The organism is Flavobacterium sp. (assembly GCF_044339515.1).
In the GTDB taxonomy this organism is placed as follows: domain Bacteria; phylum Bacteroidota; class Bacteroidia; order Flavobacteriales; family Flavobacteriaceae; genus Flavobacterium.
In genome coordinates this window covers 23,198-48,796 of sequence record NZ_JBIIVK010000014.1, presented here as the reverse complement: position 1 = coordinate 48,796, position 25,599 = coordinate 23,198, and the positions used below count along the sequence as shown (strand labels likewise).

The window sequence follows — 25,599 nt, the reverse complement described above, 5'->3', positions numbered from 1 at the left end:
TTTATCTTTGATAAAAAAAATCAAATGAAGATTACAAAAATTCTTATTTTCTTTTTTTTATCATTGAATCTCTTTTCTCAAAATATTGATAAAACCCCTAATCGTGATAAATATGATTTAAAAAATATAAAAAAACATTATTTTGACATTGATGGAGTTGAAATATCTGAAGAAATTTACAATAAGAAATTTAGAGAACGAGGAGTTTCAGCATGGGAATACATAAAAAAGGATAGTGGATATATACATCGTCTTCATGAAAAGAGATATGATTTTTTTCAGTTAGATTATAAAAAGTTTTTAAATAAGATCGAGATATTAACTAAAAAAAAACTATCCGATAGTTCTATAATTTTAATTGAATATATATACAGAGATGATTTGTGCTCATCTAATTCAACAAACTATTATGATAGAGCAGAAATTAACAAAAAAAAGGTTTTCACGAATAAGTACCGAGAGAAATTGAACCAAAATTTTAAAAATATATTATATTTTGTAATATTTGAAGAGGGAATTAATTTGAAAAATTCTAATACTAAAAATGAATATTATTACACAGATAAAAATAATGAACTTAAATTATCGTTTTTTAAAAATAATTCATTGTGCGGCTCTTTCATGATAGTAAATACAGATAGTAAAGCATTTATTCTAAATGGTGAGTTTAATGCTGAATCTATGATGCTTTTTTTAGAACCCAATAATTGGAAAAGTATTTTTTATGAAGACTAATATTGTTTTTTTTATTTTACTTTTATTTTCATTGACACCAAGCTTTTCATTTTGTCAAGAAATTAATAAGTCTGCTTATAGTAATAGTACCACAACTAATGATAGAATATATTTAGAAAGCGAAGTCGATATCAAACCTAAATTAATGTATGGCGAAAATGCCATGCAACGTTTCATTGCACGAAACCTAAAACAAGACATCAAAGAGCCGGTGGTTCCCAAAATTGTGTGCAGTTTTATTGTAGAAATCGACGGAACAATCTCAGATATTAAAGTACTAAATTCTGTTTCAGAGCACTACAAAGCCCAAACCATTAAAGTGTTCACCAAGTTTGACGAACCTTGGTATCCTGCCGTTAAAGACAAAAAGCAAGTGCGTTGCCAATACGTTTATACGATTAATTAAGCACAAAAAAAACACCAACCGGCACAGTTGGTGTTTCAACTTAACAAACTAACAAGAGATCTATTGCGAATAATAGATTCTGTTTATCGGTATGATGGTTCCTTGTTTCAAAATCACTTTGTCGTCCGTAATTCCCCAAATGGTAGTTTCAACTACGCGTTTAGACAAATCGTCTTCAAAGTAAATTTTCGTCTTAATGTGTTCTAAATTGCCGAGTGCCAACGCTCGTGAAAGTCCGGCAATTCTACTTCTCTTTAATTGTTTATCTTCCAAAACATCTACTTGCGGAAAATGCAAGGAATGAATTGTTTCTTTCTCTATTGGTTCAAAGAAAGTGGTAGCCGTTTCTATCATAAATAGTCTTTTTAATTATAAAACTTAAACGTCCTATATATTCTATTAATCGGAATACCAATACCTTGGGTCAAAATCACACGGTTTTTTGTGACACCGCAAACTTTTGCTTCCACTACCTTCTTAGACTGATTGTCTTCAAAATAAATTTTAATCTTAAAATAATCGAGATTACCGAATGTTAAGGCCATTTTCAACTCAGAGAGTCGTTGATGAATTGCTTCGTTTCTACTTAAAACATCGGACTTGGGGAACACGAGAGAAGAAATTTTCTCGTTTTCGATGGATTCGTAAACAGTAGCCATAAATAGTCAATTTAGGTTAATAATAGATTTAAGGGGAATCAAATTTAACATAAATTTTTAAATAACAATACTTTTATTGATGTTTTTTTAATTATTTTTTAAAAATTAAAGAAAATAAGCTGTTTTCCATCCAAATCACCAAGGTGAAACTTTGAACTTGAAACCTGAAACTTTTAAACCAATTTTCAATGGGCGTGCCCCTCCGCAAGCTACGGGTCGGGCTATCCGCTGCAAGTCCTCGTTCGTCGTGCCTCCTCTCTGTGGGCTTTCCGCTGCTATCCCTCACGCGGGTGAAGTGCTAAGGAAGAGATAAAAGTTATAAAGTAAATATTTATTAATATCTTAGCATTACTAAATAATTGTTATTACTATTGAAAAATAAACTGTACAATGAATAAATTAATTACTATATCTAATTTATTGATAAACATATTTTATTTTTTTCTAATTACCTGTGATATGATTGAAAAAAAAGGTGGTCCATTTGGCTACGGAATAATAGTATTATTTTTCACAATTCCTTTAAATTTACTTATAATTCCAGCTATAATTAGTTTACTCAAAAAATATAAAAACTCTAAATCAATCTTCTACCTAAACTTTTTTGCTTGCATAACTTTAGTATTGAGTCTGTTGTTTTTTAAATTCATATTAAATTATTAATTTAATATCCAAAATATTCCATTTCAAAATAAAAAAATTCTCTCACCGAAGTTATATGACTTAAGAGCACAATATAAAATCAAGCTTTATGACCGAAAATAAAATTGAACTTATCGATTTTTCAGAAGAACTACACGAACCCATCAAAATACTTAATTATGAATGGTTGGAAAAGTATTTTCGGGTGGAAGAAAGTGATCGAATTTCACTTTCCAATCCAAAAGAACAAATTATTGATAAAGGAGGATTTATTTTTTATGCCAAACTAAACGATGAAATTGTTGGAACGGCCTCCTTATTAAAGAAAAACGAAACTGTTTTTGAATTAGGAAAAATGGCGGTTACTTCAAAAGCACAAGGACACAAAATTGGCACTCTCCTACTTGAACATTGCTTAGCCATAGCAAAACAAAAAAACATCAAAACAATTATTTTATATTCAAACACGCAATTAGAATCGGCCATTCACCTTTATAAAAAGTATGGTTTCACTGAAATTGAACTCGAAAAAGGACTTTATGAAAGAGCGAATATAAAAATGGAAAAACAGCTTTGAAAGATTAGATTGAAGTGAAATTGTTTTGAGTTAGATATAACTGGATTATTTCATGATCCAGAGAGGGGGTTTGATGCTAGTAAAATCCATAAAACTTTTGAAAAATGCTTCATGGTTTACTTTCTGATAACTGGATTATTTCATGATCCAGAATGGGGCTTTGATGCTAGTAAAATCCTAAAAACTTTATGCAAAAGTTTTGGAATTTTTTTTACGTCTAAAATTTTCTCAAGCAAGCTTGGAAAAATTTTAGACGTAAAAAAATCCCTTGAGCTGAGCTCAAGAGATTTTACTGTCGGGATGACTGGATTCGAACCAGCGACCCCTAGCACCCCATGCTAGTACGCTACCAGGCTGCGCTACATCCCGAAAAGAGATGGCAAAAGTAAGGGTTTGAAAATAATATCACAAAAATTATAGCATAGAAATTTTCAAATTTATACTTTTATCAAAAAGTATTTTATGAAAAGCGTTGTTAATATTATTCTACTGCTTCTTTTTCAAGTAACTACAGCCCAATCCAAAACCACGACTATCTATTTAATTCGCCACGCCGAAAAAGCAGATAGCTCTCAAAACCCTGAACTTTCAGAAGAAGGCATTAAAAGATCTGTTCGGTGGACAAAACTTTTTGAAAAAACAAAAATTGATGTCTTTTATACTACGTTAACTCGCAGAACCCAAATGACATGCAGCACAATTGCTACTTCCAAACAAAAAGACATGATTTTTTATGATGCTACAAAATTTTCATTAAAAGAAACTATCGAAAAACATCCCGGAAAAACTATTTTAATCGTTGGCCACAGCAATACTATTCCAACACAAATTAATACATTTTTGCAAAAAGACATTTATCCTCAGATAGATGAAGAACAATTTGGGAACCTTTATACTATAACTGTTAATGGAGATAAAATTGAACACAAAATGACGCATCACAAGTAAAAACCTCTCTTTATCAAAAAAATTAGCCACTAATTTCACTAAGTTAGACGAAAAAATTCGTGGCAATTAGTGGAATTCGTGGCTTATCTAAATCTAAAAATGTATTACTGCACTGCAGTCAACGCATTAATAATTCCGTGACCAAACTGTGAATTTTTGGTTGGGTAAAATTGCGATGATTGTTTCATTTTGGTTAACACTTGAGCTTTGGTCCAACTTGGATTTTTTGCCCAAACTAATGCTGCGATTCCTGCCGTAGTTGCTGTAGCTACCGATGAACCACCCACATAATCAGCTTGGTTATTATAGTAACTCAAGACTGGTACTTTATTTCCGGTTCCGGCACGTTCCATCATGATGGTAAAATCAATTTCAGCACCACTATGGCACACATCACATTTTTGGTATGTAGATGCTTCTTTAATTCCGGTTACTGCCACTGTTTCGGGCATCCACGCAGGGAAAATCACACCTACAAAATTGGTAAATGAGGTTGATGTTCCACCTGCACAAAAGATTAATTTACCTTTGTTGTTAGCATAACGAACACCATCTTCAATCCTTCCCACCGAAAAAATGTGTCCCATTGACATCGAAATAATTTTTACATCCGTACGATTTCCTAATGCTGTAAATGCATTTTGAACCCCTCTTTGCTCATGATAGCCATTCAACACTACATCGGAAGAAGCACGATAGGAAACTAAATTAGCATTATATGCCACCCCAACAGGTAAACCGGCATTGTTTCGTGGAGCGGTTGCCACAGAAGCCATACTAGTACCATGGCTACACAAATCGTTTACACCATCTGTTGTGATAGACCAAGGCCAAATTGAATCTACATACGTTCCATATTTTTGCACAAAACGTCCGGAAGATTGACCTGTGTTGAAACTTCCATTCATGAGTGATTGTTGCGGAGATAAACCGGTATCAACCACTCCGATGGTCACACCATTTCCGGAGGTTAAACTCCATGCAGCAGGAATATTGTGTTTGTAAAATGCCCAAGGAACTCTGGCATTAGGCGTAACGGTTGTATAATCAGCTGTACTTAATGTTGATGAACTATAACCACAACCGGAACTGGATTGTATTTGATTATCATTTGGATTTCCTAGATTTTCATAAGTAAAATAACGATAATCCGCAGGTTCTACATAACGAACGTTACGGTTTCTTCTAAGTGCTTCTAATGTTTCTTGTTTAGTGATTCGGACGTCAATTAAATTCAAAAACGGATCTTCATAAATTACGATATCTTCTGTTTGATCTGATTCATAGCGTTGAATCAAATTTAAAATTTCGGTTTGTATTTGGTTGGCCGAATTGGATAGTGAGCGATCAAAATCGTTAGCATTTCTGCCAAACCCGATGGTAACTAAATTATTTCCTTTTAATACGGCACTCCACAACATGTGTGTACTAGCTTCTTTCCAATAAAACTTTTTACTGTTTTGATTAAATGAATTGATTTTGTCATTAATCTGACGAGCCGTTAGAGGTTCTTGCTGATTTTCGATAGTAATTAATTCTTCTTTAAAATCTTCTTCTTTTGAACAAGAAGCAAAAACCAATAACGCCAAAACTGAAATTTTGAATACTTTTTTTATCATACTATTAATTTTTTAGCTTGAGTATGACGAATATAACAATAAAATGATTCAAAAATTAAAAAGTTAATAAAAAGTTAATAAAAAAGGTTGGCGTTTGACCGCCAACCTTTTGTTATTTAAAATGCTAAATTTAGCAGTTGTATTCATTAAAATTTCATGCCGAAGCCCAAGCCGACAATCCACGGATTAATTTCTACCTCGGCAGGAATTACTAAACCCTCTGCTAAATTAGTGGCATCTACAGTAACATCGGTTTTTAAAAATAAACGTTTTACGTCAAAATTCACAAAAAATGTATCGTCAAACATGACGTCAAAACCAATTTGAGCGGCAAAACCGATAGCATTATCATATTCAATATCTTTAACAACATCACCTTCTTTTATGTTATAAAATAAAGTATAATTGATACCGGCTCCCACATAAGGTTTAAATTTTTTCTCTTTTAAAGGGAAAAAATGATACTGAGCAGTCAATGTTGGAGGCAAAAGCATCACGCTTCCTAAATCCACATCAAAACTTGTTGGTCCACCTATTGCAGAAATATCAGACCCAACGGTACTAACATCGTGTTTTGCAGTCCCTAAGATTAATTCGGCTGCAAAATTTTCAGTAAAAAAATAAGTAAAATCCAATTCAGCAACAATAGCGTTGGAAATGGCTACATCGCCACCAATAATACCGATTTTTGCACTTTCGTTCGGCATTACTCCGATACCTCTTAAGCGAACTTGCCATCTTTTAAAATCATTACTTTTTTCTTCTTGAGCTTGAGTGAAAGTTGTCACAAATAATGACAATGTCACTAATGCATAAACTAATTTTTTCATTTTTTTGTTTGTTAGAATTATTATTCAAAAATAATTTTAACTAAAAACAGAAATACTGATAAAAGTCATTGACTGAAAATTATTTCTACTGTATAAAATTTTAGTTTTCGTAAAATTTGTTCATACCTTTGCACACCTATGCAAAAAACGATTAACATACTCAACAAAAGAGCCAAATTTGATTATGAAATTTTGGAGCGATATGATGCAGGAATCGTATTGACCGGAACCGAAATCAAATCCATCCGATTTGGAAAAGCATCGATCACAGAAAGCTTTTGCGAATTTCATAATGGCGAACTATTTGTGATTAACTCACAAGTGGAAGAATATTTGTATGGCACACACTACAACCACAAAGCCAAAAGCGAGCGTAAACTTTTGTTGAATAGAAAAGAGTTAAAAAGTTTAGAAAAAAGTATGCAAAACAAAGGTTTAACTATTGTTCCTTTGCGGCTTTTTATCAACGAAAAAGGATATGCAAAGATGGAAATTGCTTTGTGTCGCGGAAAGAAAAACTACGACAAACGCGAAACGATCAAAGACCGAGACACCAAACGCGATATTGATCGAGTTAAGAAAAGCTTTTAGATTTCTAGAATAAATTTCAATTGAATTTCATAATTGCATTGCGTTAGGGTTTGAAGCGGAAAGCCCGACCGGAGCTTGCGGAGGAACGCAAAAAGTTGAAAAAAGTTTTGCGATTCAAAAAAAATGACTAAATTTGTCATGACAATAATTGGAATATGAAAGATTTACTTAGAACAGCCAGAGAAAAAAAGAATCTCAAAACTCGTGAAGTAGCCCAACTTCTTGGGATAGATCAGGCATTGGTGAGTAAGTTTGAAAGTGGAAACAGAAAACCCACCCGAGAGCAAGTGGTAAAATTAGCTTCGGTTTTGGAGATTGATTTTGAAACGTTGATGGTAGCTTGGTTGAAAGAAAAAATTCTTTATGAAATTGGCGATGATACTAATTTTGGTATTAAAGCGATGAAGGTTGCAGAAAGTGAAATGAAGTATGAACTCACTCCACAAAAGAGAGAATTATCACCTTCGTTGATGGAGATTTTGAATGAAATTGATTCGCTTAAGAAAATTTTAGACCAAAAAAGAGCGTTTGATAGTTTCAGAATTGCTCAAGCCTTAGAGCTAGAATATACGTTTGAAAGTAACCGCATTGAGGGAAACACACTCACCTTGCGAGAAACCGATTTAGTTATTAACGAAGGGTTGACCATTTCCGGAAAAAGTATGCGAGAGCATTTGGAAGCCATTAACCATCAGGAAGCGATTGGTTATATCAAGCAAATGATGGAAAGAGGTTTTAGTTTTAATGAGCGAGAATTGTTGTCCATACATAATCTGATTCTTCGCGGAATAATTCCAGAAGATGCCGGAAGATACCGCAGAGTTCAAGTCATGATTAAAGGAAGTACACACATGCCTCCTCAACCCTATTTGGTTGCCAAAGAAATGGAAGACTATTTTTTGTGGTATGAAAGTGAGAAAAAGAAGTTGCATCCGGTGGTTTTGGCTGCAGAAATGCATGAAAGATTGGTCACAATTCATCCCTTCATTGATGGAAACGGTAGAACTTCTCGGTTAGTGATGAATTTGATTTTGCTGCAACACGGTTATGTAATTGCCAACATTAAAGGCGATTATGACAATCGAATGCGGTATTACAATGCTTTAGAAACCGCTCAGACAAAAGGCAATAAGGACGACTTTTTACTTTTTATTGCTCAAAATGAAAAGGAAAGTTTAAAACGCTATTTAAGTATTATTGGTTCATAAAAATACCCGCTTCGGCGGGTATTGAATTTTAATTTTTAATTATTTTTTTTGTTTTTATTTGACTTTCTTCTTCAATCTGAAGTACATAAACACCTGGTTTTATTATTGTTGTATCAATTTTATCACCAGCATAATTTTCTTTTTCTAAAACTCTTCTGCCCTGAACATCGAATAATGAAATTTTAGCAGAAGTTATACCTTTAACAGAAAAATTAGTAGAAAACGGATTTGGCGAAACTTGAAAAACCGTTTCAGAAAAATCATTTACGGTTAAAGAACAATCTATCGGTGTGCCGGGTATAGCTGCAAATATACCGTTACTAACAGACCAATGTTCCCAACTTCCGCCGGAAACGGTACCACTTTCCCAATTGTCTACATCAAAAAAATGCTCACCACTCATAGTTCCGGGAACTTTATAGACCTTTAAGGCTTGTCCATTATAATTCCATGTTAATGGAACGCCTGACTGAATGGTTTCAATATCGTTTGGATTACTACAATTGGCTTGTACAAAAAAGGCATATTCCTCATAGGCCGGATATTCGCCAAAAACTCTAGCTCTACCGGTTTCATCAATACAAATGGCAACATATTCATTTGCGGCAATACCTTTTACATTCATATTAAAATCATTTTTAAATCGGGCCATAAAAGTACTTTGTCTTCCTCTTCTGTCCGGATTATCATAATGTGTATCGGTAATCACATCATCTAAAAACGGAACGGAAAGAAAATCATCATAACCCAACGTTACATTCGGATGATACGGATTATTCATCGCTTGCGAAGAAGTAACCGAGCCATTTTGAGCATTAAAATATTTGCCACTTAAAATTGCCATTCCGGCACTTGTTCCGCCGATAGGAGCGTTTTTTAAATTGATGTGTTGATTGAGCAAATCTTCTAAAGCGTTATCTTTGAAAAATGATACATAATTCCATTGGTCCCCTCCGGCAAACCAAATCATTTCGGCATTGGCCACTTTATCTAAAACATATGGATTTGTCGCACCCGCAACAGATGTAATTACTAAGGTTTCAACTGAATTAACCGTTACTCCCAAACCGGAATACAAATAATTATTATAGCCATTGCTGCCGGAGCTTCTTAAAACCACAACATCACCGCCATTTGCTTTTTGAAGTAACCACTTCATAGCTTCATCGTGTTCGGAAGCACCGCCCATCAAACAAACACCAAATTCCGGAGTGGTGGTTATGTTGGTTGTATTTCCTGTAAAATAACTGGTATAACCTTGTGCATTTATAAAAACCGGAAACAGTAAAAAGAGTAGTTTTTTGAGCATTGAATTAATTTTTTCATAAAAATAGAAAAAAAACCTTTTGGTTATTATGGTATAATAAAAGTTATTTTTTTTAGACCTGACAGGTTTTAAAAACCTGTCAGGTCTAAATACGAAGAAAATCAAAAGAAATTTTATCTTAAACTACATCCTAATTCTTATCCTCCAACAACGGTACAAATCGAAACTCTCCAAATTCATGTTTTTCAAATTGGGTTTCGTTTTTGCGGATTAATAAGGTCATAATTTGTTCTTTTTCGCCAAGCGGAATCACTAACCTTCCTCCTATTTTAAGCTGAGCCATCAATGGTTTTGGAATTATTGGAGCACCTGCTGTCACGATAATACTATCAAACGGAGCATAATTAGGCAACCCTTTGTAACCATCGCCAAACGTTAGAAGTTTTGGACGAATGCCTAATTTTGGTAATAACAATGAAGTGATTTTAAACAATTCATTTTGTCGTTCCACTGAATAAACTTTAGCTCCCATGGTGCATAAAACAGCGGTTTGATAGCCTGAACCTGTACCAATTTCCAAGATTTTATTCTCCTTTTTTACCTCAAGTAATTGCGATTGAAAAGCTACAGTATAAGGTTGCGAAATAGTTTGACCTGCCCCAATCGGAAAGGCTTTGTCCTGATAGGCAAATTGTTCAAATCCGGAATCAAGAAACAAGTGTCTTGGAATTTTTCGAATGGCTTCCAACACATTTTTGTCGGTAATTCCTTTTTCTTCTAAAATTTTAACTAATTGATTTCTAAGTCCTTGATGTTTTTCAGTATCTCTCACTTGGGGTTCGGGTTAGTTTGGTAAAATTAAACTTTAAAAAATGAACTTGCAAATGTTGGAAGATGGAAGTTGGGATTTACAAGTTGAGAGTTGGGAGTTTTCAGGAAAACGAGAACAGACAATTGATAACCGTTGACAATCAACCAAAAAAAATTCCTAATTTTGCAGAAATAAAAAGAACTATGATTCCTACTGAAACCATTGTTGCGTTGGCAACCCCTTCCGGTGCAGGAGCAATTGCCGTTATTCGTCTTTCGGGAAAAGAGGCTATTGCTATTGCTGCCAAGGTTTTTGTCTCGGTTTCAGAAAAGAATTTAACAAAGCAGAAAACCCATACCATTCATCTAGGTCATATCGTTTCGGACGGAAAAACCTATGACCAAGTATTGGTTTCGATTTTTAAAAATCCTAACTCCTATACAGGTGAAGATGTTATTGAAATATCGTGTCATGGTTCTACTTTTATTCAGCAACAAATTATTCAACTTTTGTTGCGAAAGGGAGCCAAAATGGCTCAACCCGGTGAGTTTACGTTACGGGCTTTTTTGAATGGAAAATTAGATTTGTCACAAGCGGAAGCGGTGGCCGATCTGATTGCTTCTGATAACGAAGCTTCTCACCAAATTGCAATGCAACAAATGCGTGGCGGATTTAGTAATGAAATTGCTCACTTGCGTCAAGAGTTACTAAATTTTGCCTCTTTGATTGAATTAGAGTTAGACTTCGCAGAAGAAGATGTTGAATTTGCAGACCGTACCCAGTTTAATGAACTTTTAACCCGAATTGAATTTGTGTTGAAACGCTTAATCGATTCATTTGCTTTGGGTAACGTCATTAAAAACGGAATCCCGATTGCCATAGTAGGAGAACCAAATGTGGGTAAGTCCACCCTGCTCAATGCGTTATTAAATGAAGAACGAGCAATTGTTTCCGACATCGCAGGAACAACTCGTGACACCATCGAGGATGAATTAGTGATTGAAGGCATTGGCTTTCGATTTATCGACACTGCCGGAATTCGTGAAACAACCGATCATGTAGAAAGTATTGGTATTAAAAAGACGTTTGAGAAGATTGAGCAGGCACAGGTAATCCTATATTTGTTTGATAGTTTCAGGTTTCAGGTTTCAAGTTCGGAATACCTAAGTGAAATTGAAAAGGTGAAGAATAAATATCCTTTAAAACCGCTTGTTGTGGTTATCAATAAAGTTGATTTGTTATCTGAAAATGAAATTATAACTATTCGTCAACAACTTGAAACCTTAAACTTGAAACCTGAAACCATTTCTGCTAAAAATAAAATCGGCATCGATGAACTCAAGCAAACCCTACTCTCTTTTGTAAATACCGGAGCTTTGCGAAATAATGAAACTATTGTTACCAATTCACGACATTATGATTCGCTTTTGAAAGCGTTGGAAGAAATTCAGAAAGTGAAATGGGGTCTTGAAAGTAATCTTTCTTCTGATTTGATGGCAATCGATATTCGCGAAGCCTTATTTCACTTTGGTGAGATTACGGGCGAAGTAACGAATGATGAATTGTTGGGGAATATTTTTGCGAATTTTTGTATTGGGAAGTAATTACTTTTCTTTTATTTGTTAACTACCTATTTTTGTTGACTTTATAACAAATATTCTTCTTTTATTTGTTGCCCAACAACCTTTTATTCGTTATATTTGTTGTTCTATTGTTGCCCAATGATGGAATTTGTTGCCCAAATTCAAAGGCAACAATATTGGCGAAATGATGCTACATATTGCTACACTTCGCTACATTATGCAACACAACGCAACATATTATGAGTAGCAATATGGCAATTCCGAAAACCTGTTCTTACTGTGGCAAAGCTTTTATAGCTAAGACCACTTTAACGAAATATTGTTGCCATGTTTGCAATCAAAGGCATTATAAGCAAAAAGCTAAAGAAGAAAAAATTCAAAAAACATTAGTAGAGCAACGGCAAACAATGCAAAGTTTGCCATCCTTGCAAACTGCAAACTCCAACTCTCTTACATCCAAAAACTTTTTATCCGTTCAGGATGCGGCAGAACTAATTGGAGTTAGCCGATGGACAATCAACAGAATGATAAAACGTGGAGAACTACAAATTCACAAGTTTGGTAGAAAGAAAATAATTCAACGCACACAGATAGATAAACTTTTTAATTGATGGTACAATGAAAGTAACTTTAAGACAAAGACAGAAAGCAAATAAAATCAGTTTGTATCTTGATTACTATAAAAATGGTAAACGAGAATATGAGTATTTAGGTTTATACCTCATCCCGGAACCAGAAAAAGGAAAACTCACACAAGCACAAAAAGACGAAAACAAAAAAATCCTTTCTTTAGCGGAAAGTGTTCGTTCCAAAAGACATTTAGAAATTCAAAACGGAATGTATGGTTTCAATGACCAGGAGAAGTTAAAAGGCTACTTCATTATATATATGGAAACATTAGCCGAAATGAGAATGGAAAGCAAAGGCAATTATGACAACTGGGATAGCACAATCAAGCATTTAAGAAAGTTTTGTCCAAAAGATATTTCCTTCGGGCAATTGGATAGAAAGTTTGTGGAAGGTTTCAAAGACTACTTAACCAAAACAGCAAAGACACCAAGCAATAAAAATCTTTCTGATAATTCAGCACACTCCTATTTTAATAAATTTAGAGCAGCTTTAAAACAAGCCGTTAAAGATGGAATTATCCGTTCCAATCCTGCCGAGCAAGTAGATTGTTTACCACAAGGCGACAGCGAAAGAGAGTTTCTGACATTAGAAGAATTACAAAGCATGCTAAAACACGAATGTGAAATACCAATCCTAAAAACAGCATTTGTATTCAGTTGCCTAACAGGTTTACGATGGTCAGATATAAATAAATTAGTTTGGTCAGAAGTGCAGCACTCAAATGATTACGGTTGGTATATTCGTTTTAGACAAAAAAAAACCAAAGGAGCAGAAACATTGCCAATGTCAGACCAAGCTCGTGATTTATTAGGTGAAATCGGTGAGCCCGAAGAAAGAGTTTTCAAGGGACTAAAATATAGTGCGTGGCACAATCTAAAATTACAACAATGGGTAATGAAAGCCGGAATTAGTAAAACTATTACATTCCATTGTGCTAGACACACTTATGCAACTTTGCAACTTACGTTAGGAACTGATATATTTACAGTATCTAAATTATTAGGTCACAAAGACATAAGAACTACACAAGTATATGCCAAAATAATTGATGAAAAGAAAATGGAAGCAGCTAACAGAATAAAATTAGATTTTTAAAATGGATATAAAACAAATTCACTTAGAAGTTATTCCTCATTTGGAGAAACTTTTTTTTCCAACATTATTGTTAGGGGAAGAAATATCATATACTAAAGACGAATTTGGTTATTGGACGCGTTCTAATAAAGACAAAAGCCCAGATGATTATGACTATATTCCTAATAGAATAATCAATATATCACCTTCCGAAAACTTAAGCCGTATCAAAACATATTTTGAATTAAGTTATTTTACTCCAAAACAATTAGAATTTATTTTTAGTCAATTAGACAAATCATTAATTAAATTTAACCAAATACCTTTGGAAAAATTTATATCATACGACAATTCAAATATTAAATTTAAACTCTTTGAAAAAGACTTAAGTTCAAAAAAAAGTGAACTCATAGAGAACTATAACGAATTTAAAAAGTCAATTGAAACACCTTCAAGAAAAAAAAGTGAACTTAAAATAAAAAACTCTGGATTTACTTTTAAAATTAAAGCAGGTGCTTCAAAGAAAAGAAAAGCTAGTGAATTATTTGAAATACTAGCTAAAGATAATTATATTGATCTAGCTTCTAAAAGTGATTTTATTGATGCATTCATCGGTAATTATCCAAAAAATAAAATCAATTGGATTGGAGCATTCGGCGATTTGAAATCTTTTATAAATTATACCATAAGTGAAAATTTAATTGAAAAAGTTTCTGCTAAATGGATTTACACGGCAAATCTTTTTATGTGTAAAGGTTTTGAAATCAACAACAATAGTTTAAACGATGCAAAAAAAACGGTTAATGATTTAAGTGTAAAAAAAATAGTAAAATCAATATTATAATCTAATTTAAGCTAACTCATTTCGTTATAAACATGACCAAAAAAGATTTTCACTTTATTAAGTTTGAAGAAGGAGAAATAATGATGCACCCCTATGAGGTTTATCCTTTAGATGGGTATGAAGAACCTGAAAACTTTCCCTATTGCTGCGAATGGCATAAGTCAATTGTAGATTTGTCCATTGAATTTTATGACAAGTTTCCGAACTGTTGCGAAAAACATAAAAAATTCGCAAAGGACTTTAATATTGACAAATCTCGCTATGAGAATATAAAAATTGACATAGTACGTAAAATGAGTTACACAATGCATTTTATTGAAGTCAAAATAAATAACATCGATTGGTACGAAGACACCTTACATTGGTTTGAATACATAGAAAAAAGTTTTGGACATCCAGAAGTTGGTTTATCTCTCTACCTAGAAAACCTTGCTACTTCAATCGAAAACAGCAAAGTAATTCCTGATGAAAAAAAAGTAATCTTTAATAAGTATTTTGAAGATTTATATAAACCGCCTATAAAAGCTAACGATACCGACATTAATATATTATTCACTACCTATTTAAGCTGGTTAAAGCTATTTCCGTTTGAGCTGAGTATTTTTAAAAATCTAAAAGAGCATTTTGAGAAGAAACTACCTTTTATAAAAGGTAAAACAGATCATAACCCTTACACCGGATTAACTACAGCAAAAATTGTTAATCAAAATGAATTAATTGAAAACTTGATAAATAACACAAAAAGCATTCTTTCGCAAGTAGATACAACTATAATGTCAGATATAAAATATAGAAATCAAGCTAATATCTATAACTTAGAAATTCTAAATAAATTACACAAAACAAAACAAGAAACTCTTTTAAAAGAATTTTCAAAACCAGAAACCAAATACATCAAAACAATTAAAAAGTGGCTTGAAAATGAGCAGGACTATTTTTCAAGAGTTGTTCCAATTATTAATCAGAAAGTATTACCAAACACAACATATGCTGAAAAGATAAAAGCATTTAAACTAATAGGAAATGCGGCTCTAATTAAAGAAAAAGCGACTGACTTACATAATTCAATGGTTTTAAAGAATTACGTTAGTGAAGATTGCAAAAAAGACTTTATTAAATTATTCACAGGTCAAACAACAGAAAATAAGATTTCATGGCTTGGTCAAAAAGGGGAATTAAAATCCTTTATTGATTTCTTATTGTCACTTGGTAAAATCGAAAATTGCCAATCCAGCAAATGGCAAATAACAGCAGCTAACTTTAAATTCTTGAACGAAGAGTTTAATTACGAAAAAATGAATAACACAAAAAAAGCAAAAAACGACATCAAAATAAAACAAATAGTTCAGAGAATTAACTAACCAACTCCGCACCGCCTTTATTTATTTTAACTTTTTTCAAACTATCTTTCTTTTGTATGGTTTATAGTTACTAATCCTAACAAAATCAGCACTCCGCCTTTACTCCGCCTCTCAAAGGCGGAGTTCTTTTTACGTCATATTCCAACATATCTTGCACTCGTGTTTGAGGATAAAACCTCTCGTTCTCAAACACGAGAGAGGAAATTTCAACAATAAAATTTCAAAGCAAGATGGAAGAAATAATCCTTCAGAAATTAAGTAATATCGAAACGATGTTACAAGAGCAAAACCTATTAAAAAAGGACGTGCTCAACTTTAACGAAACCTGCACTTATATAGACATAAGTGCATCTCACTTGTACAAAATGACAAGCCAAAAGCTGATACCTCATTTTTGTCCACAAGGGAAAAAACTGTATTTCAAACGTGCTGAATTAGACGAATGGCTTTTACGTAACCGTCAAGACAGTACTGATGAAATCGAGACAATGGCAGCGAATTATTTATTAACTCACAAAAGAAAGTAAGCGATGCCATTCTACGAACCTTCAGAAAAAATGTTCCAAGAAATTCAAGAACATTTAAGAGAGATTACTGTTATTCTTAAAGAAAAACAGCAAATGAACCCAGACGACTTATTCTGCGACAATCAAGAGTTTATGAAAATTATGAACATAAGCAAACGATTAGCACAAAGTTGGAGAGATAGCGGATTTATCGGCTATTGTCAATTAGGTAATAAAATCTATTACCGACTAAAAGACATTCAAGAGTTATTAAATGAAAACTATAAACCGAAGAAAAAATGAGTGAAGTAGCAAACAAACAGCTGATGGTAAGCGTTTATAAAGAGTTTAAATACAACTTAGGAGAAAGAAACCTTATTGATGTTCTTCTAGAAATCAAATCCGACAAATACCAAAGTGAAGTAAATTCAATTCGATACGCATTACATAAAGGAGACGAGAAAACAGCTGATGAAATCAAAAGTAGCCTAAATGGTTTTACAATGTCCGGCACGTATGGAACGAGCAGAACAAAAGCCTCTCTTAACTCCTATTCGCAAATAATCGGATTAGACTTCGACCATATTCCAGTTAATGAACTCGACACTTTAGTAAAACTAATAAACGACTGCAAATACACATTTGCATCGTTTATTAGTCCAAGTGGCGAAGGAATTAAAGTATTCATTAAAATCAACTCCAATGCAACACAGCATGCTACCGCATACAATCAAGTGGCAACTCATTACAAAAACTTATCAGGTTATGATTTTGATGCAAAATGCAAAGACATTACCAGACTTTGTTTTGTTTCTTATGATCCAGAAACTTATATAAAAGACGATGCAACGATATTTGAAGTTCAAGAAGAAGTCATACCACTTCCAAAAGTGCAAAAAATGGAAACAACTTCTTTTGAAGCAACGGATACTTTATTGGATAGATGCCTAAAATTCACAGAGCAAAAAGAACAGTACACCAACGGAAACAGAAACAATTTCATACACTTATTTGCATCCAATGCTAATCGCTTCGGAATATATGAAATAGATACACTAAATTTTTGTACTACCAATTTCGATTTAGACGAAAAGGAAATTAAAAACTCAGTTGAAAGTGCTTATAAAAATCAGTCGGCAGATTTTGCCAAGTTTGCCGACTTTGCCAACCGTAAACCTGCAAAACAAAAAACAATGAATAGTAAAAAATCAAATGAACCAATTGATGAAGAAAACTATTTATTAAACACACCTACAATACCGCAATCGGTTTACGATAACTTACCTCCTATTTTAAAACAAGGAGCAGAAGCGTTTAAAGAAGCTAGAGAAAAAGACACTTTTCTAACAGGTGCGTTAGCAGTTTTGTCAGGTTGCTTACCTAATGTTACTGGTGAATATGGCGGTAGAACCGTTTACCCAAACATATTTTCTTTTATTCTAGCTCCTGCAGCTTCAGGCAAAGGTGCGTTACAATCTTCCAAAGAGTTGGCCGACAAATACCATTTAGAAGTTTTAAAAAACTCAAGAGAGCAAAAAAATGAATATGACCTAAAAATGGCTGCTTACAAAAAAACACAACGTTTTAAAAAGAAAGATGACGATACACAAGAAGAAATTCCCGAAGAACCGCCGTTCAAAATAGTTTTTATTCCCGCAAATGCGAGTAATGCAAGTTTAATTCAGCACCTACAAAAAAACGAAGGGAAAGGAATTATATGTGAAACAGAAGCCGATACAATGGGGCAAGCATTTAAAAATGATTGGGGTTCCTATTCAGATTTATTAAGAAAGGCTTTTCATCACGAAAAGATTTCTATCACTCGTAAAACTAATAATGAATACCATGAAATTAATGCACCTCAACTTTCAGTAGCTTTATCAGGCACTCCTAAGCAAGTCTATAATATAATCTCATCTGCTGAAGATGGTTTATTTAGTCGTTTTATATTCTATGTTTTTAAAACCGATAGTAAGTGGATTGACCCTTCTCCTTATGGCGACAGAGTAAACTTAACAGATCTTTTTGGAAAATTAGCTAATGCAGTTTATGAAATGGTTTTGTTCCATGAAAGTGGCAAAACTACTATTCATTTAACACGAGAGCAATGGAACAAATTCAATCCAACATTCAGTGAATATTTAAGTCAAATAAGTGCATTTGTTTCCGAAGATGCTCAAAGTATTGTCAAACGTTTAGGGCTGGTATTATATCGTTTATGCATGATTTTCACTGCAATAAGAAAGTACCAAGCACAAGAACTAGCAACCGACATTCAGTGTTTAGACGAAGATTTTGAAACAGCTTCACAACTAGTCGAAGTCTATTTAAAACACAACATTCTAATGTTCGAGAACTTGCCAAAACAGGAGGACGAAGAAAAAGGTCCATTTAAGTCCGGACAAAACAAAAAACTATTCTTTGATGCATTACCTCCTCGATTCTCCCGTAAAGAGGCGGTTGAATTAGGTGCTGCCTTCAATTTAGCTGAAAGAACAGTGGGTTCTTTTCTTAAATCTTGTTTAGGCAATTACTTACAACAACCTGAATACGGGACATATACTAAAATCATCTAAAGTGAAACAAAAACAAAAAAAAGAAGTTAAATTTTACTATTTTTGGGGATTAACTTATTTTAATTTAATGGCTTCTAACTTTTTTACTAATCAAGGAGAAAATACACTTTACAAAAAATTTGAAGGTATTTTTACCAATATGCAAAATATCGAACTTTTCAAATCTGTTATTGGATACTTTCGGGCATCGGGTTATTTTGCTATTCGTGAACACTTTCCTCCAGATTTAAAAGTTAAAATCATTGCTGGTATTAATGTTGACCCATTTATTGCATTAGCTCAAAAGCAAGGGTTATTATTTAATCTTAAAGCTAAGGACGCAAAAGATAGTTTCATTGAACAAATTCAAGATGATATTTTTAAAGCGAAATACAGTAGTGAAATAGAGAAAGGAATATTATTATTAATTGATGATATTGTTTCAAATAGAATAGAAATAAGAGCACACAACTCTAAAAAATTACACTCTAAATTTTATATTTTTTTATCGCCTAACTTCAATGAGCACAATCCAAACGGAATGGTAATAATGGGTTCGTCCAATTTATCTGCACAAGGATTAGGGTTAGAAAATGTTCAATTCAATTATGAAATGAATATTGAATTAAGAGATTATGAAAATGTAAAATTTGCAAACACAGAATTTGAAAAACTTTGGATTGAAAGCACACCAATACTCCCAGTTGATGCTCCTTCTTTAATTAAGAAAACTTATTTAGATGTAACTCCAAAGCCTTTTGAATTATATGTAAAGTTCTTAATCGAATTCTTTGGAAAGAATATTGATTATGATCCTGATAGTATTAGTGATATTCCGCTTAAAAAGTTCAAAAAACTAAGCTATCAGATTGATGCTGTCAATCAAGGATATGAACTGTTACTAAAACATAATGGTTTCTTTTTAGCTGATGTTGTAGGGACAGGTAAAACTGTAATGGCTGCATTGTTGGCTAAAAAATTCATTATCAATAATGGACCAAAAACTAAAATTTTAGTTGTTTATCCACCAACACTGGAGAAAAACTGGAAAAGCACATTCAAAGAATTTAGAATTGATGAAAAATGCCATTTTATAGCTAATGGAAGTTTGAATAAAATTGTTGATGGAGACCATAATTATTCCGATAAAGAAAGATATGATTTAATCTTGGTTGATGAAGCTCACAAATTTAGAAACCATAGTAGTTTACAATTTCAAAATTTACAAATTATCTGCAAAGCAGGACGTGAGAATATTGGAGGAATAGAAGGATTTGAAAAGAAAGTTGTTTTGATTTCTGCTACACCTTTAAACAATAAACCAGATGATATTTACAACCTTATTTCTTTATTTCAAGATATACGAAATAGTAATTTAGCTGTGACTAATCTGCAAAAATTTTTCTATCCACATATTCAAAAATATAAAATTCTCATCCAACAAACACCTTTAGATTTAAATGCAATTCACGAAATTTTTGAAAACATAAGAGACCTTGTAATTAAAGATATTACTATAAGAAGAACAAGAACTGATTTATTTAAAAATGAACGCTACAAAAATGATTTGATAGCTCAAGGAATTATTTTTCCAAAAGTAGCTGACCCATTTAAAAATGAATATGAGCTTAATTCAATTTTAGCGGCATTATTTTTAGAAACAGCAAATAGTATCATCGATAAAACCAAAATAGACTTTTTCCGTTATCAAGCAATTGCATATTTAACTGACGAAGCTAATGCCGGAACATATCAAAACGCTAAAACAGTTTCTCGCTCGTTAGCATACATTATGCAAACCCAATTAATAAAACGATTGGAAAGCAGCTTCTATGCTTTTAAAAAATCATTAAATAAAATCACTACTTCTACAAAGCAAATGATTGAAATGTATGAAAGAGATAGTGTTTTTATTGCACCTGATTTAGATATTTCAGATTTGCTAAACAAAGGAATGACTGATGAAGAAATTGAAATTGAAATTCTAAAGATTGACGATGACAAACCAAAAAATAGAGTTTTCAAAAGGGAAGATTTTAAAGATGGTTTTATTGAAGGATTAAGAGTGGATTATGAAAATTTAGTAAAACTAAATGATCAATGGCAATTGATAGAGCCACATAATGACCCAAAATGGAATGTATTTATTGAACTTTTAGAAACTGAATATTTCAATAAAACCAAAAACGAATTAGGTAAATTAGTAATCTTTACTGAAAGTTCAGATACTTTAAACTATCTAACAGAAAGATTAAATGAAGAAACAGATTATAAAGTACTTTCAATCACATCTGAAAACAGAAACAGACAATTTGAAACCATACGTGAAAATTTTGATGCCAATTTTGAAGGAATATTCAAGGATGATTTCGATATTATTTTAACTACCGATGTATTAGCTGAAGGTATCAACTTACATCGTGCTAATGTAATTGTAAACTATGATACGCCTTGGAATCCAACAAAATTAATTCAAAGGCTCGGTCGTATTAATCGTATTGGAACAAAAGCGAAATTCATATATAATTATAATTTCTATCCATCAGAACAAGGTGATAATCGTATAAACTTACGTCAGAAATCTTTAGTAAAACTACAAAGTGCACACAGTACTTTTGGAGAAGACAGCAAAATATATACGCTCGATGAAATTATTGACCAATTCAATATGTTTGAAGAAAAAGAAGAAGACAAAGACATTAGAACCGAATATTTAGAATGGTTACGAACTTTTAAAGAACAAAATCCAGAAGTGTTCAAAACCATTCAAAAAATGCCTTTAAAATTAAGATGTGTTCGTAATTTAAAAGACAACCAACATAGTATTGCTTTTGTAAAAAATGGTGAGTATAAAAATATTTATATTCAAAATGAAAATGGAGCATCAGTAATAACTTTCGAAAAAGCAGTTAAAATTTTTGAGGCCAACCAAGACGAAGATGGCATTTTGCCTATACCGGAATTACATTACACACAAATAAACAGTATTATAAACCAATTTGAAAAAGACATTACAACTCCTGATATGATTGGTGGTAGTGATGATAAATTGGATGTTAGAACACAATCAGTAATCAATACAGTGTCTAATTGGATTGCAACTATTTTTGACACACAACAATCAAGAGAAGCGGCTTTAAATTTATTACCATTATTGCAAAACGGAACATATTCAAGCTTAACTAACGAAGTGTATAAATTACGAAAAGAACAAAATGCTATTAAATTAGAAAGAGATATAATTTTACTATCTCAAAAATATACATCAAAGATTAAACGGAATATCAAAAAAGAAGTAGAACCGTTAGATCCCAAAATTATCATTTCAGAAACCTTTTTATAAAGAAAAAAGTAATAATGACAGTAACCGAAATAAGAAGTATTCTAGAAGCTCCATACAATCGTAATGTATGGAAAGAGTTCATCAAAACACAATTTACTAATAACCAGTTGACAAAAGACGATTTTACTTTGCAATTGGGTAAAAGCGATTTATATACCGAATGTTACTCATTAGGTAATTATGTAGTAGATGAATATACCAAAATTGGTGTTTTTGAAATTCAATTAGCACCTAAAGTAAATCTTTCTCGTAATCGTGTTGCTTTGCGTAATCTTATTAAAGAAGTTTCTGCACAAGTTGCTGGTGCAATGGTTGTTTTTGTGCAGGGTGATAAATGGCGTTTCAGTTATATTAGTAAAAGAAAAGTAAAAAATAAGAACACTAATCAAATTGAAGATAAAGAAACAGCACCAAAACGTTATACCTATTTGTTCGGAAAAAACGAAAAGGCATTAACAGCTGCAATTCGTTTTGATAAATTGATACAAAAACAACAAGACAACATATTTCAATTTTTAACGCTTAATGATTTCGAAGAAGCATTTTCAGTTGAAAAATTAGGTAAAGAATTCTTTAAAAATTATAAAGATACCTATGAAGATTTTGTTCAGTTTCTTACAGGGAAAAGATATACGAAAAAAGGTAATAAATACGTTGAACAAGTTGTACATGAACCAGATTGGCAATTAACCGCTTTATTTGAAAAAGAAGACAAGCAAGCTCGTGATTTTTGTAAAAGAATGATGGGTAGAATTGTATTTTTATATTTCATTCAAAAGAAAGGTTGGTTAGCTGTTCCACCAAGTAAAAATTGGGGAGAAGGAAATCAAAATTACTTATATGAATTATTTAAAAATTCTAAAAATAAAGACGATTTTTATTATCAAGAATTAGTACCATTATTTTTTAAAACATTAAATAATCCAGACTCTGAAAATGAGAGAAATGATTTTCGTTTTCCTTACTTAAATGGAGGATTGTTTGATGATAGCCATGACAGAAAATTTAATAAGCTACATTTACCTGAAAACATATTTAGTAATTTATTTGAAACATTCAACAACTATAACTTTACAGTTTATGAAGATGCTCCAGATGAACATACGGTAGCAGTTGACCCTGAAATGTTAGGACACATTTTTGAAAATTTATTGGAAGACAATAAAGCTAAAGGAGCTTTTTATACTCCTAAAGAAATTGTACATTACATGTGTAAAGAAAGTTTAAAAGCCTATTTAGTTAGTCAAGATGTGGCAAAAATTACAGATAATGATTTTGCAAACACAACCATTGATAAAATATTATTTCAAAACGAACTTGATACCGAAGAAAAACAATTTGCTGAAAAAAATGCCTATAAAATCATTGACGCTTTAGAACAAGTGAAGATTTGTGACCCAGCTATTGGTTCAGGTGCTTTCCCAATGGGAATGTTACTTGAAATATTTAATACACAAGTTTATTTGCAAGAACTAAAAGGATTTAAAAAAGATATTTCGGATGCTGATATAAAAAAACATATTATCGAAGAAAGCATCTATGGTGTTGATATAGATCCAGGAGCTGTAGATATATCTCGACTTCGTTTTTGGTTAAGTCTTGTGGTTGATGAACCAGTACCACAACCATTACCAAATCTTGATTTCAAAATTGTTTGTGCTAATACCCTAATTCCTTTAGGTAATATTGAAGAATTAGACTTAAATGATAAAGCAGGGAAAGCAGTAAAAGAGCTTGAAAAGTTACGTCATGAATTTTTTAATGTTAGTAGCGAAAACAAATTGAAATTAGAAAGACAATTCAAAAAAATTCAAACAGATTTATTGAGTTTACGAGAATTGGCAACCAAATCTAATTATGACATCTATACTAAACTCTACGAATTTAACCCATTTGAGGATAATTCTTGTTCATGGTTTGATGCCGAATGGATGTTTGGTATCAAAAATGGTTTTGATATTGTAATAGGAAATCCACCTTATGGAGCAAAGCTATCAAAGTCAGAAAAAGATTTATTCAAAAAAACATACAGCGATGTTCACATGCGAACTCCTGATACGTTTAATTATTTCATTTCAAAATCGTTTAAAATACTAAAAGATAATGGTGTGTTGTCATTCATTGTGCCTAACAATTTATTGTTTCAAAATGAAAACACAAAAACACGTTCATTATTAGTAAATACACATCAATTAAAATCAGTTACCAATTTAGGAGACAATGCTTTTGAAAATGCCGACGTACCTACTTGTATTTTTGTTGGTGTAAAAGCAAACAACCCAAGTTATAATATTTATTATAACGACAGCAGAAAGGAACGCATTGAGGAAATTGACTTTTACAAACCTAAAAAAGCTTTTTCAAATACAGATGTAAATGATGCACCAGATATGGTACTCGGTATCAGTAGCGAAGAAATTAAACTTATGAAAGCTATTAATTCAAAATGCTGGAGTATAGATGATATAGCATTAGAAATGGCTAGCGGTATTAGTACAGGAGGCGATAAAATATTTAGAGTTGAAAAACATTTTGCAATTGATAATGATTTTGAAGAGGAACTTTTAAAACCAGTTTTAGTTGGTGGAGAAATTGATAAGTATAAAATTAATGATTCCGAGCATTTAATAATCTATACTGATAGAAATACCGAATTAAAAAGGTTTAAAAATATATATGATTATTTATTACCTCATAAAGATAAATTAATAACAAGAAGCGAAGCTAAAACAGGTATAATGCCTTGGTTTAGTCTTAACAGACAAAGGTATCCATTACTTTTTGAAGAAGAAAAAATTATAATGAGGCAAACATCTGATTGTATTCGTGCTTGTTTTGATGATTCAGGGTACTATTGTATTGACAGTATTTTAGTTTTTAAAATAAATCCAAAAATTCAAGTTAGTTATAAATATGCATTGATGATGCTCAATAGTAAGTTTAATAATTTTATTTATAAAATCATTACACAAGAAGAAGGCAGAACATTTGCACAAGTAAAACCTCAAAATGTGCGTAAACTATTCATCCCAAAAATTACTAAAAAAGAGCAAGAAGTGTTTGAAATACTATGTGACTATTTGATGTTTTTAAATGATGATAAAAACGAAGCTATTTTTAATCATACACCAAATAAAAGAATTGCCACCAATATAGAGGATATTGCTAATATGATGGCAAATGAGTTATGTTTTGAAGAGCATATGAAAACCAATGATTTAGATGTTTTACAGTTTATAAAACCAAAACCTATTGATGATTTATCAGACAAGAAAGAGCAGGCTGAAATTATTATGAATTTTTACTTATGGCTGCAAACAACAGATAATAAAGTGAGACAAAGAATTAATAGTATTGATATTAAAAGTCCTAACATACTTTCAATTATAAATATTTCATAACAAGAAGAG

At 32.2% G+C, this 25,599-nt stretch carries 22 protein-coding genes and 1 tRNA gene; 16 read left to right on the top strand and 7 right to left on the bottom strand.

Annotated elements, in window-relative coordinates; genetic code table 11:
- The first annotated feature begins 24 nt into the window (after positions 1 to 24).
- Both ACIQ0M_RS05740 and ACIQ0M_RS05735 read left to right on the top strand, forming a co-directional pair.
- Positions 25 to 735, top strand: a complete 711-nt coding sequence (locus tag ACIQ0M_RS05740) for a hypothetical protein (protein ID WP_396150627.1) — start codon at positions 25 to 27, stop codon at positions 733 to 735.
- Complete coding sequence (locus ACIQ0M_RS05735; protein ID WP_396150625.1) at positions 725 to 1,141, top strand: energy transducer TonB; 417 nt, start codon at positions 725 to 727, stop codon at positions 1,139 to 1,141. The genes ACIQ0M_RS05740 and ACIQ0M_RS05735 overlap by 11 nt, the downstream gene beginning before the upstream one ends.
- Before the next feature lie 60 nt (positions 1,142 to 1,201).
- Here the strand turns inward: ACIQ0M_RS05735 and ACIQ0M_RS05730 are convergent, their stop codons facing one another.
- Together ACIQ0M_RS05730 and ACIQ0M_RS05725 are read right to left on the bottom strand one after the other, a co-directional pair.
- Positions 1,202 to 1,495, bottom strand: coding sequence for a hypothetical protein (locus tag ACIQ0M_RS05730; RefSeq protein ID WP_396150623.1), 294 nt, complete (start codon positions 1,493 to 1,495; stop codon positions 1,202 to 1,204).
- 11 nt (positions 1,496 to 1,506) lie between these two features.
- Complete coding sequence (locus ACIQ0M_RS05725) at positions 1,507 to 1,800, bottom strand: hypothetical protein (protein WP_396150621.1); 294 nt, start codon at positions 1,798 to 1,800, stop codon at positions 1,507 to 1,509.
- A 751-nt stretch (positions 1,801 to 2,551) separates the two neighbouring features.
- Between ACIQ0M_RS05725 and ACIQ0M_RS05720 the strand changes: the two genes are divergently transcribed.
- On the top strand, positions 2,552 to 3,019 hold the full coding sequence (locus tag ACIQ0M_RS05720; protein ID WP_396150619.1) for a GNAT family N-acetyltransferase: 468 nt from the start codon (positions 2,552 to 2,554) through the stop codon (positions 3,017 to 3,019).
- A gap of 295 nt (positions 3,020 to 3,314) precedes the next feature.
- Here ACIQ0M_RS05720 and ACIQ0M_RS05715 read toward each other — a convergent pair.
- Positions 3,315 to 3,388 (bottom strand) — tRNA-Pro (locus tag ACIQ0M_RS05715).
- Positions 3,389 to 3,481: 93 nt separating this feature from the next.
- Here ACIQ0M_RS05715 and ACIQ0M_RS05710 point away from each other — a divergent pair.
- On the top strand, positions 3,482 to 3,967 hold the full coding sequence (locus tag ACIQ0M_RS05710) for a phosphoglycerate mutase family protein (RefSeq protein WP_396150617.1): 486 nt from the start codon (positions 3,482 to 3,484) through the stop codon (positions 3,965 to 3,967).
- A 104-nt stretch (positions 3,968 to 4,071) separates the two neighbouring features.
- Here ACIQ0M_RS05710 and ACIQ0M_RS05705 read toward each other — a convergent pair whose 3' ends face one another.
- Together ACIQ0M_RS05705 and ACIQ0M_RS05700 are read right to left on the bottom strand one after the other, a co-directional pair.
- Positions 4,072 to 5,586 carry a S8 family peptidase gene (locus tag ACIQ0M_RS05705; RefSeq protein WP_396150615.1) on the bottom strand — a complete coding sequence of 505 codons (1,515 nt, stop codon included), beginning with the start codon at positions 5,584 to 5,586 and terminating at the stop codon, positions 4,072 to 4,074.
- Positions 5,587 to 5,732: 146 nt separating this feature from the next.
- Entirely contained in the window at positions 5,733 to 6,416 is a 684-nt protein-coding gene (locus ACIQ0M_RS05700) for an OmpW family protein (protein WP_396150612.1), read from the bottom strand.
- Positions 6,417 to 6,554: 138 nt separating this feature from the next.
- Here ACIQ0M_RS05700 and smpB point away from each other — a divergent pair, with 138 nt between their 5' ends.
- Positions 6,555 to 7,007, top strand: a complete 453-nt coding sequence (gene smpB, locus ACIQ0M_RS05695) for an SsrA-binding protein SmpB (RefSeq protein WP_396150610.1) — start codon at positions 6,555 to 6,557, stop codon at positions 7,005 to 7,007.
- A 155-nt stretch (positions 7,008 to 7,162) separates the two neighbouring features.
- Positions 7,163 to 8,215 carry a Fic family protein gene (locus tag ACIQ0M_RS05690; protein WP_396150608.1) on the top strand — a complete coding sequence of 351 codons (1,053 nt, stop codon included), beginning with the start codon at positions 7,163 to 7,165 and terminating at the stop codon, positions 8,213 to 8,215.
- A 28-nt stretch (positions 8,216 to 8,243) separates the two neighbouring features.
- On the opposite strand, the gene ACIQ0M_RS05685 is transcribed toward ACIQ0M_RS05690, so the two are convergent.
- Both ACIQ0M_RS05685 and ACIQ0M_RS05680 read right to left on the bottom strand, forming a co-directional pair.
- The gene (locus ACIQ0M_RS05685; protein WP_396150605.1) at positions 8,244 to 9,524 is read right to left on the bottom strand and encodes a T9SS type A sorting domain-containing protein; all 1,281 of its coding nucleotides are present in this window, start codon (positions 9,522 to 9,524) and stop codon (positions 8,244 to 8,246) included.
- A gap of 148 nt (positions 9,525 to 9,672) precedes the next feature.
- Entirely contained in the window at positions 9,673 to 10,314 is a 642-nt protein-coding gene (locus tag ACIQ0M_RS05680; protein WP_396150603.1) for a protein-L-isoaspartate(D-aspartate) O-methyltransferase, read from the bottom strand.
- 182 nt (positions 10,315 to 10,496) lie between these two features.
- Here ACIQ0M_RS05680 and mnmE point away from each other — a divergent pair, with 182 nt between their 5' ends.
- From mnmE to ACIQ0M_RS05630, 10 genes are all read left to right on the top strand, one after another.
- Positions 10,497 to 11,897 carry a tRNA uridine-5-carboxymethylaminomethyl(34) synthesis GTPase MnmE gene (mnmE, locus tag ACIQ0M_RS05675; protein WP_396150643.1) on the top strand — a complete coding sequence of 467 codons (1,401 nt, stop codon included), beginning with the start codon at positions 10,497 to 10,499 and terminating at the stop codon, positions 11,895 to 11,897.
- A 218-nt stretch (positions 11,898 to 12,115) separates the two neighbouring features.
- Entirely contained in the window at positions 12,116 to 12,487 is a 372-nt protein-coding gene (locus ACIQ0M_RS05670) for a helix-turn-helix domain-containing protein (RefSeq protein WP_396150601.1), read from the top strand.
- A 7-nt stretch (positions 12,488 to 12,494) separates the two neighbouring features.
- Positions 12,495 to 13,601: a phage integrase SAM-like domain-containing protein gene (locus ACIQ0M_RS05665; protein WP_396150599.1), complete on the top strand. Its 1,107-nt coding sequence runs from the start codon at positions 12,495 to 12,497 to the stop codon at positions 13,599 to 13,601.
- 1 nt (position 13,602) lies between these two features.
- The gene (locus ACIQ0M_RS05660; protein WP_396150597.1) at positions 13,603 to 14,424 is read left to right on the top strand and encodes a hypothetical protein; all 822 of its coding nucleotides are present in this window, start codon (positions 13,603 to 13,605) and stop codon (positions 14,422 to 14,424) included.
- A gap of 32 nt (positions 14,425 to 14,456) precedes the next feature.
- Positions 14,457 to 15,785, top strand: a complete 1,329-nt coding sequence (locus ACIQ0M_RS05655; RefSeq protein ID WP_396150595.1) for a hypothetical protein — start codon at positions 14,457 to 14,459, stop codon at positions 15,783 to 15,785.
- A gap of 230 nt (positions 15,786 to 16,015) precedes the next feature.
- Positions 16,016 to 16,312: a helix-turn-helix domain-containing protein gene (locus ACIQ0M_RS05650; RefSeq protein WP_103804733.1), complete on the top strand. Its 297-nt coding sequence runs from the start codon at positions 16,016 to 16,018 to the stop codon at positions 16,310 to 16,312.
- Between the two features lie 3 nt (positions 16,313 to 16,315).
- On the top strand, positions 16,316 to 16,594 hold the full coding sequence (locus tag ACIQ0M_RS05645) for a helix-turn-helix domain-containing protein (RefSeq protein ID WP_396150592.1): 279 nt from the start codon (positions 16,316 to 16,318) through the stop codon (positions 16,592 to 16,594).
- The gene (locus tag ACIQ0M_RS05640; RefSeq protein ID WP_396150590.1) at positions 16,591 to 18,867 is read left to right on the top strand and encodes a DUF3987 domain-containing protein; all 2,277 of its coding nucleotides are present in this window, start codon (positions 16,591 to 16,593) and stop codon (positions 18,865 to 18,867) included. Before ACIQ0M_RS05645 ends, ACIQ0M_RS05640 begins: the two co-directional genes overlap by 4 nt.
- A 1-nt stretch (position 18,868) precedes the next feature.
- Positions 18,869 to 22,189 (top strand): helicase-related protein, encoded by a 3,321-nt coding sequence (locus tag ACIQ0M_RS05635; RefSeq protein WP_396150588.1) that lies wholly within the window; start codon positions 18,869 to 18,871, stop codon positions 22,187 to 22,189.
- Positions 22,190 to 22,323: 134 nt separating this feature from the next.
- Positions 22,324 to 25,590 (top strand): Eco57I restriction-modification methylase domain-containing protein, encoded by a 3,267-nt coding sequence (locus tag ACIQ0M_RS05630; protein WP_396150586.1) that lies wholly within the window; start codon positions 22,324 to 22,326, stop codon positions 25,588 to 25,590.
- The last annotated feature ends 9 nt before the right edge of the window (positions 25,591 to 25,599 follow it).

What these genes read in the sequence shown, in the direction of transcription:
- ACIQ0M_RS05725 (WP_396150621.1), bottom strand. Translation starts at nt 1,800, where the DNA reads ATGGCTACTGTTTACGAATCCATCGAAAACGAGAAAATTTCTTCTCTC.
- ACIQ0M_RS05705 (WP_396150615.1), bottom strand. Translation starts at nt 5,586, where the DNA reads ATGATAAAAAAAGTATTCAAAATTTCAGTTTTGGCGTTATTGGTTTTT.
- ACIQ0M_RS05735 (WP_396150625.1), top strand. Translation starts at nt 725, where the DNA reads ATGAAGACTAATATTGTTTTTTTTATTTTACTTTTATTTTCATTGACA.
- ACIQ0M_RS05685 (WP_396150605.1), bottom strand. Translation starts at nt 9,524, where the DNA reads ATGCTCAAAAAACTACTCTTTTTACTGTTTCCGGTTTTTATAAATGCA.
- ACIQ0M_RS05640 (WP_396150590.1), top strand. Translation starts at nt 16,591, where the DNA reads ATGAGTGAAGTAGCAAACAAACAGCTGATGGTAAGCGTTTATAAAGAG.
- ACIQ0M_RS05740 (WP_396150627.1), top strand. Translation starts at nt 25, where the DNA reads ATGAAGATTACAAAAATTCTTATTTTCTTTTTTTTATCATTGAATCTC.
- ACIQ0M_RS05720 (WP_396150619.1), top strand. Translation starts at nt 2,552, where the DNA reads ATGACCGAAAATAAAATTGAACTTATCGATTTTTCAGAAGAACTACAC.
- ACIQ0M_RS05670 (WP_396150601.1), top strand. Translation starts at nt 12,116, where the DNA reads ATGAGTAGCAATATGGCAATTCCGAAAACCTGTTCTTACTGTGGCAAA.
- mnmE (WP_396150643.1), top strand. Translation starts at nt 10,497, where the DNA reads ATGATTCCTACTGAAACCATTGTTGCGTTGGCAACCCCTTCCGGTGCA.
- ACIQ0M_RS05645 (WP_396150592.1), top strand. Translation starts at nt 16,316, where the DNA reads ATGCCATTCTACGAACCTTCAGAAAAAATGTTCCAAGAAATTCAAGAA.
- ACIQ0M_RS05690 (WP_396150608.1), top strand. Translation starts at nt 7,163, where the DNA reads ATGAAAGATTTACTTAGAACAGCCAGAGAAAAAAAGAATCTCAAAACT.
- ACIQ0M_RS05665 (WP_396150599.1), top strand. Translation starts at nt 12,495, where the DNA reads ATGAAAGTAACTTTAAGACAAAGACAGAAAGCAAATAAAATCAGTTTG.
- ACIQ0M_RS05710 (WP_396150617.1), top strand. Translation starts at nt 3,482, where the DNA reads ATGAAAAGCGTTGTTAATATTATTCTACTGCTTCTTTTTCAAGTAACT.
- ACIQ0M_RS05660 (WP_396150597.1), top strand. Translation starts at nt 13,603, where the DNA reads ATGGATATAAAACAAATTCACTTAGAAGTTATTCCTCATTTGGAGAAA.
- smpB (WP_396150610.1), top strand. Translation starts at nt 6,555, where the DNA reads ATGCAAAAAACGATTAACATACTCAACAAAAGAGCCAAATTTGATTAT.
- ACIQ0M_RS05700 (WP_396150612.1), bottom strand. Translation starts at nt 6,416, where the DNA reads ATGAAAAAATTAGTTTATGCATTAGTGACATTGTCATTATTTGTGACA.
- ACIQ0M_RS05655 (WP_396150595.1), top strand. Translation starts at nt 14,457, where the DNA reads ATGACCAAAAAAGATTTTCACTTTATTAAGTTTGAAGAAGGAGAAATA.
- ACIQ0M_RS05650 (WP_103804733.1), top strand. Translation starts at nt 16,016, where the DNA reads ATGGAAGAAATAATCCTTCAGAAATTAAGTAATATCGAAACGATGTTA.
- ACIQ0M_RS05730 (WP_396150623.1), bottom strand. Translation starts at nt 1,495, where the DNA reads ATGATAGAAACGGCTACCACTTTCTTTGAACCAATAGAGAAAGAAACA.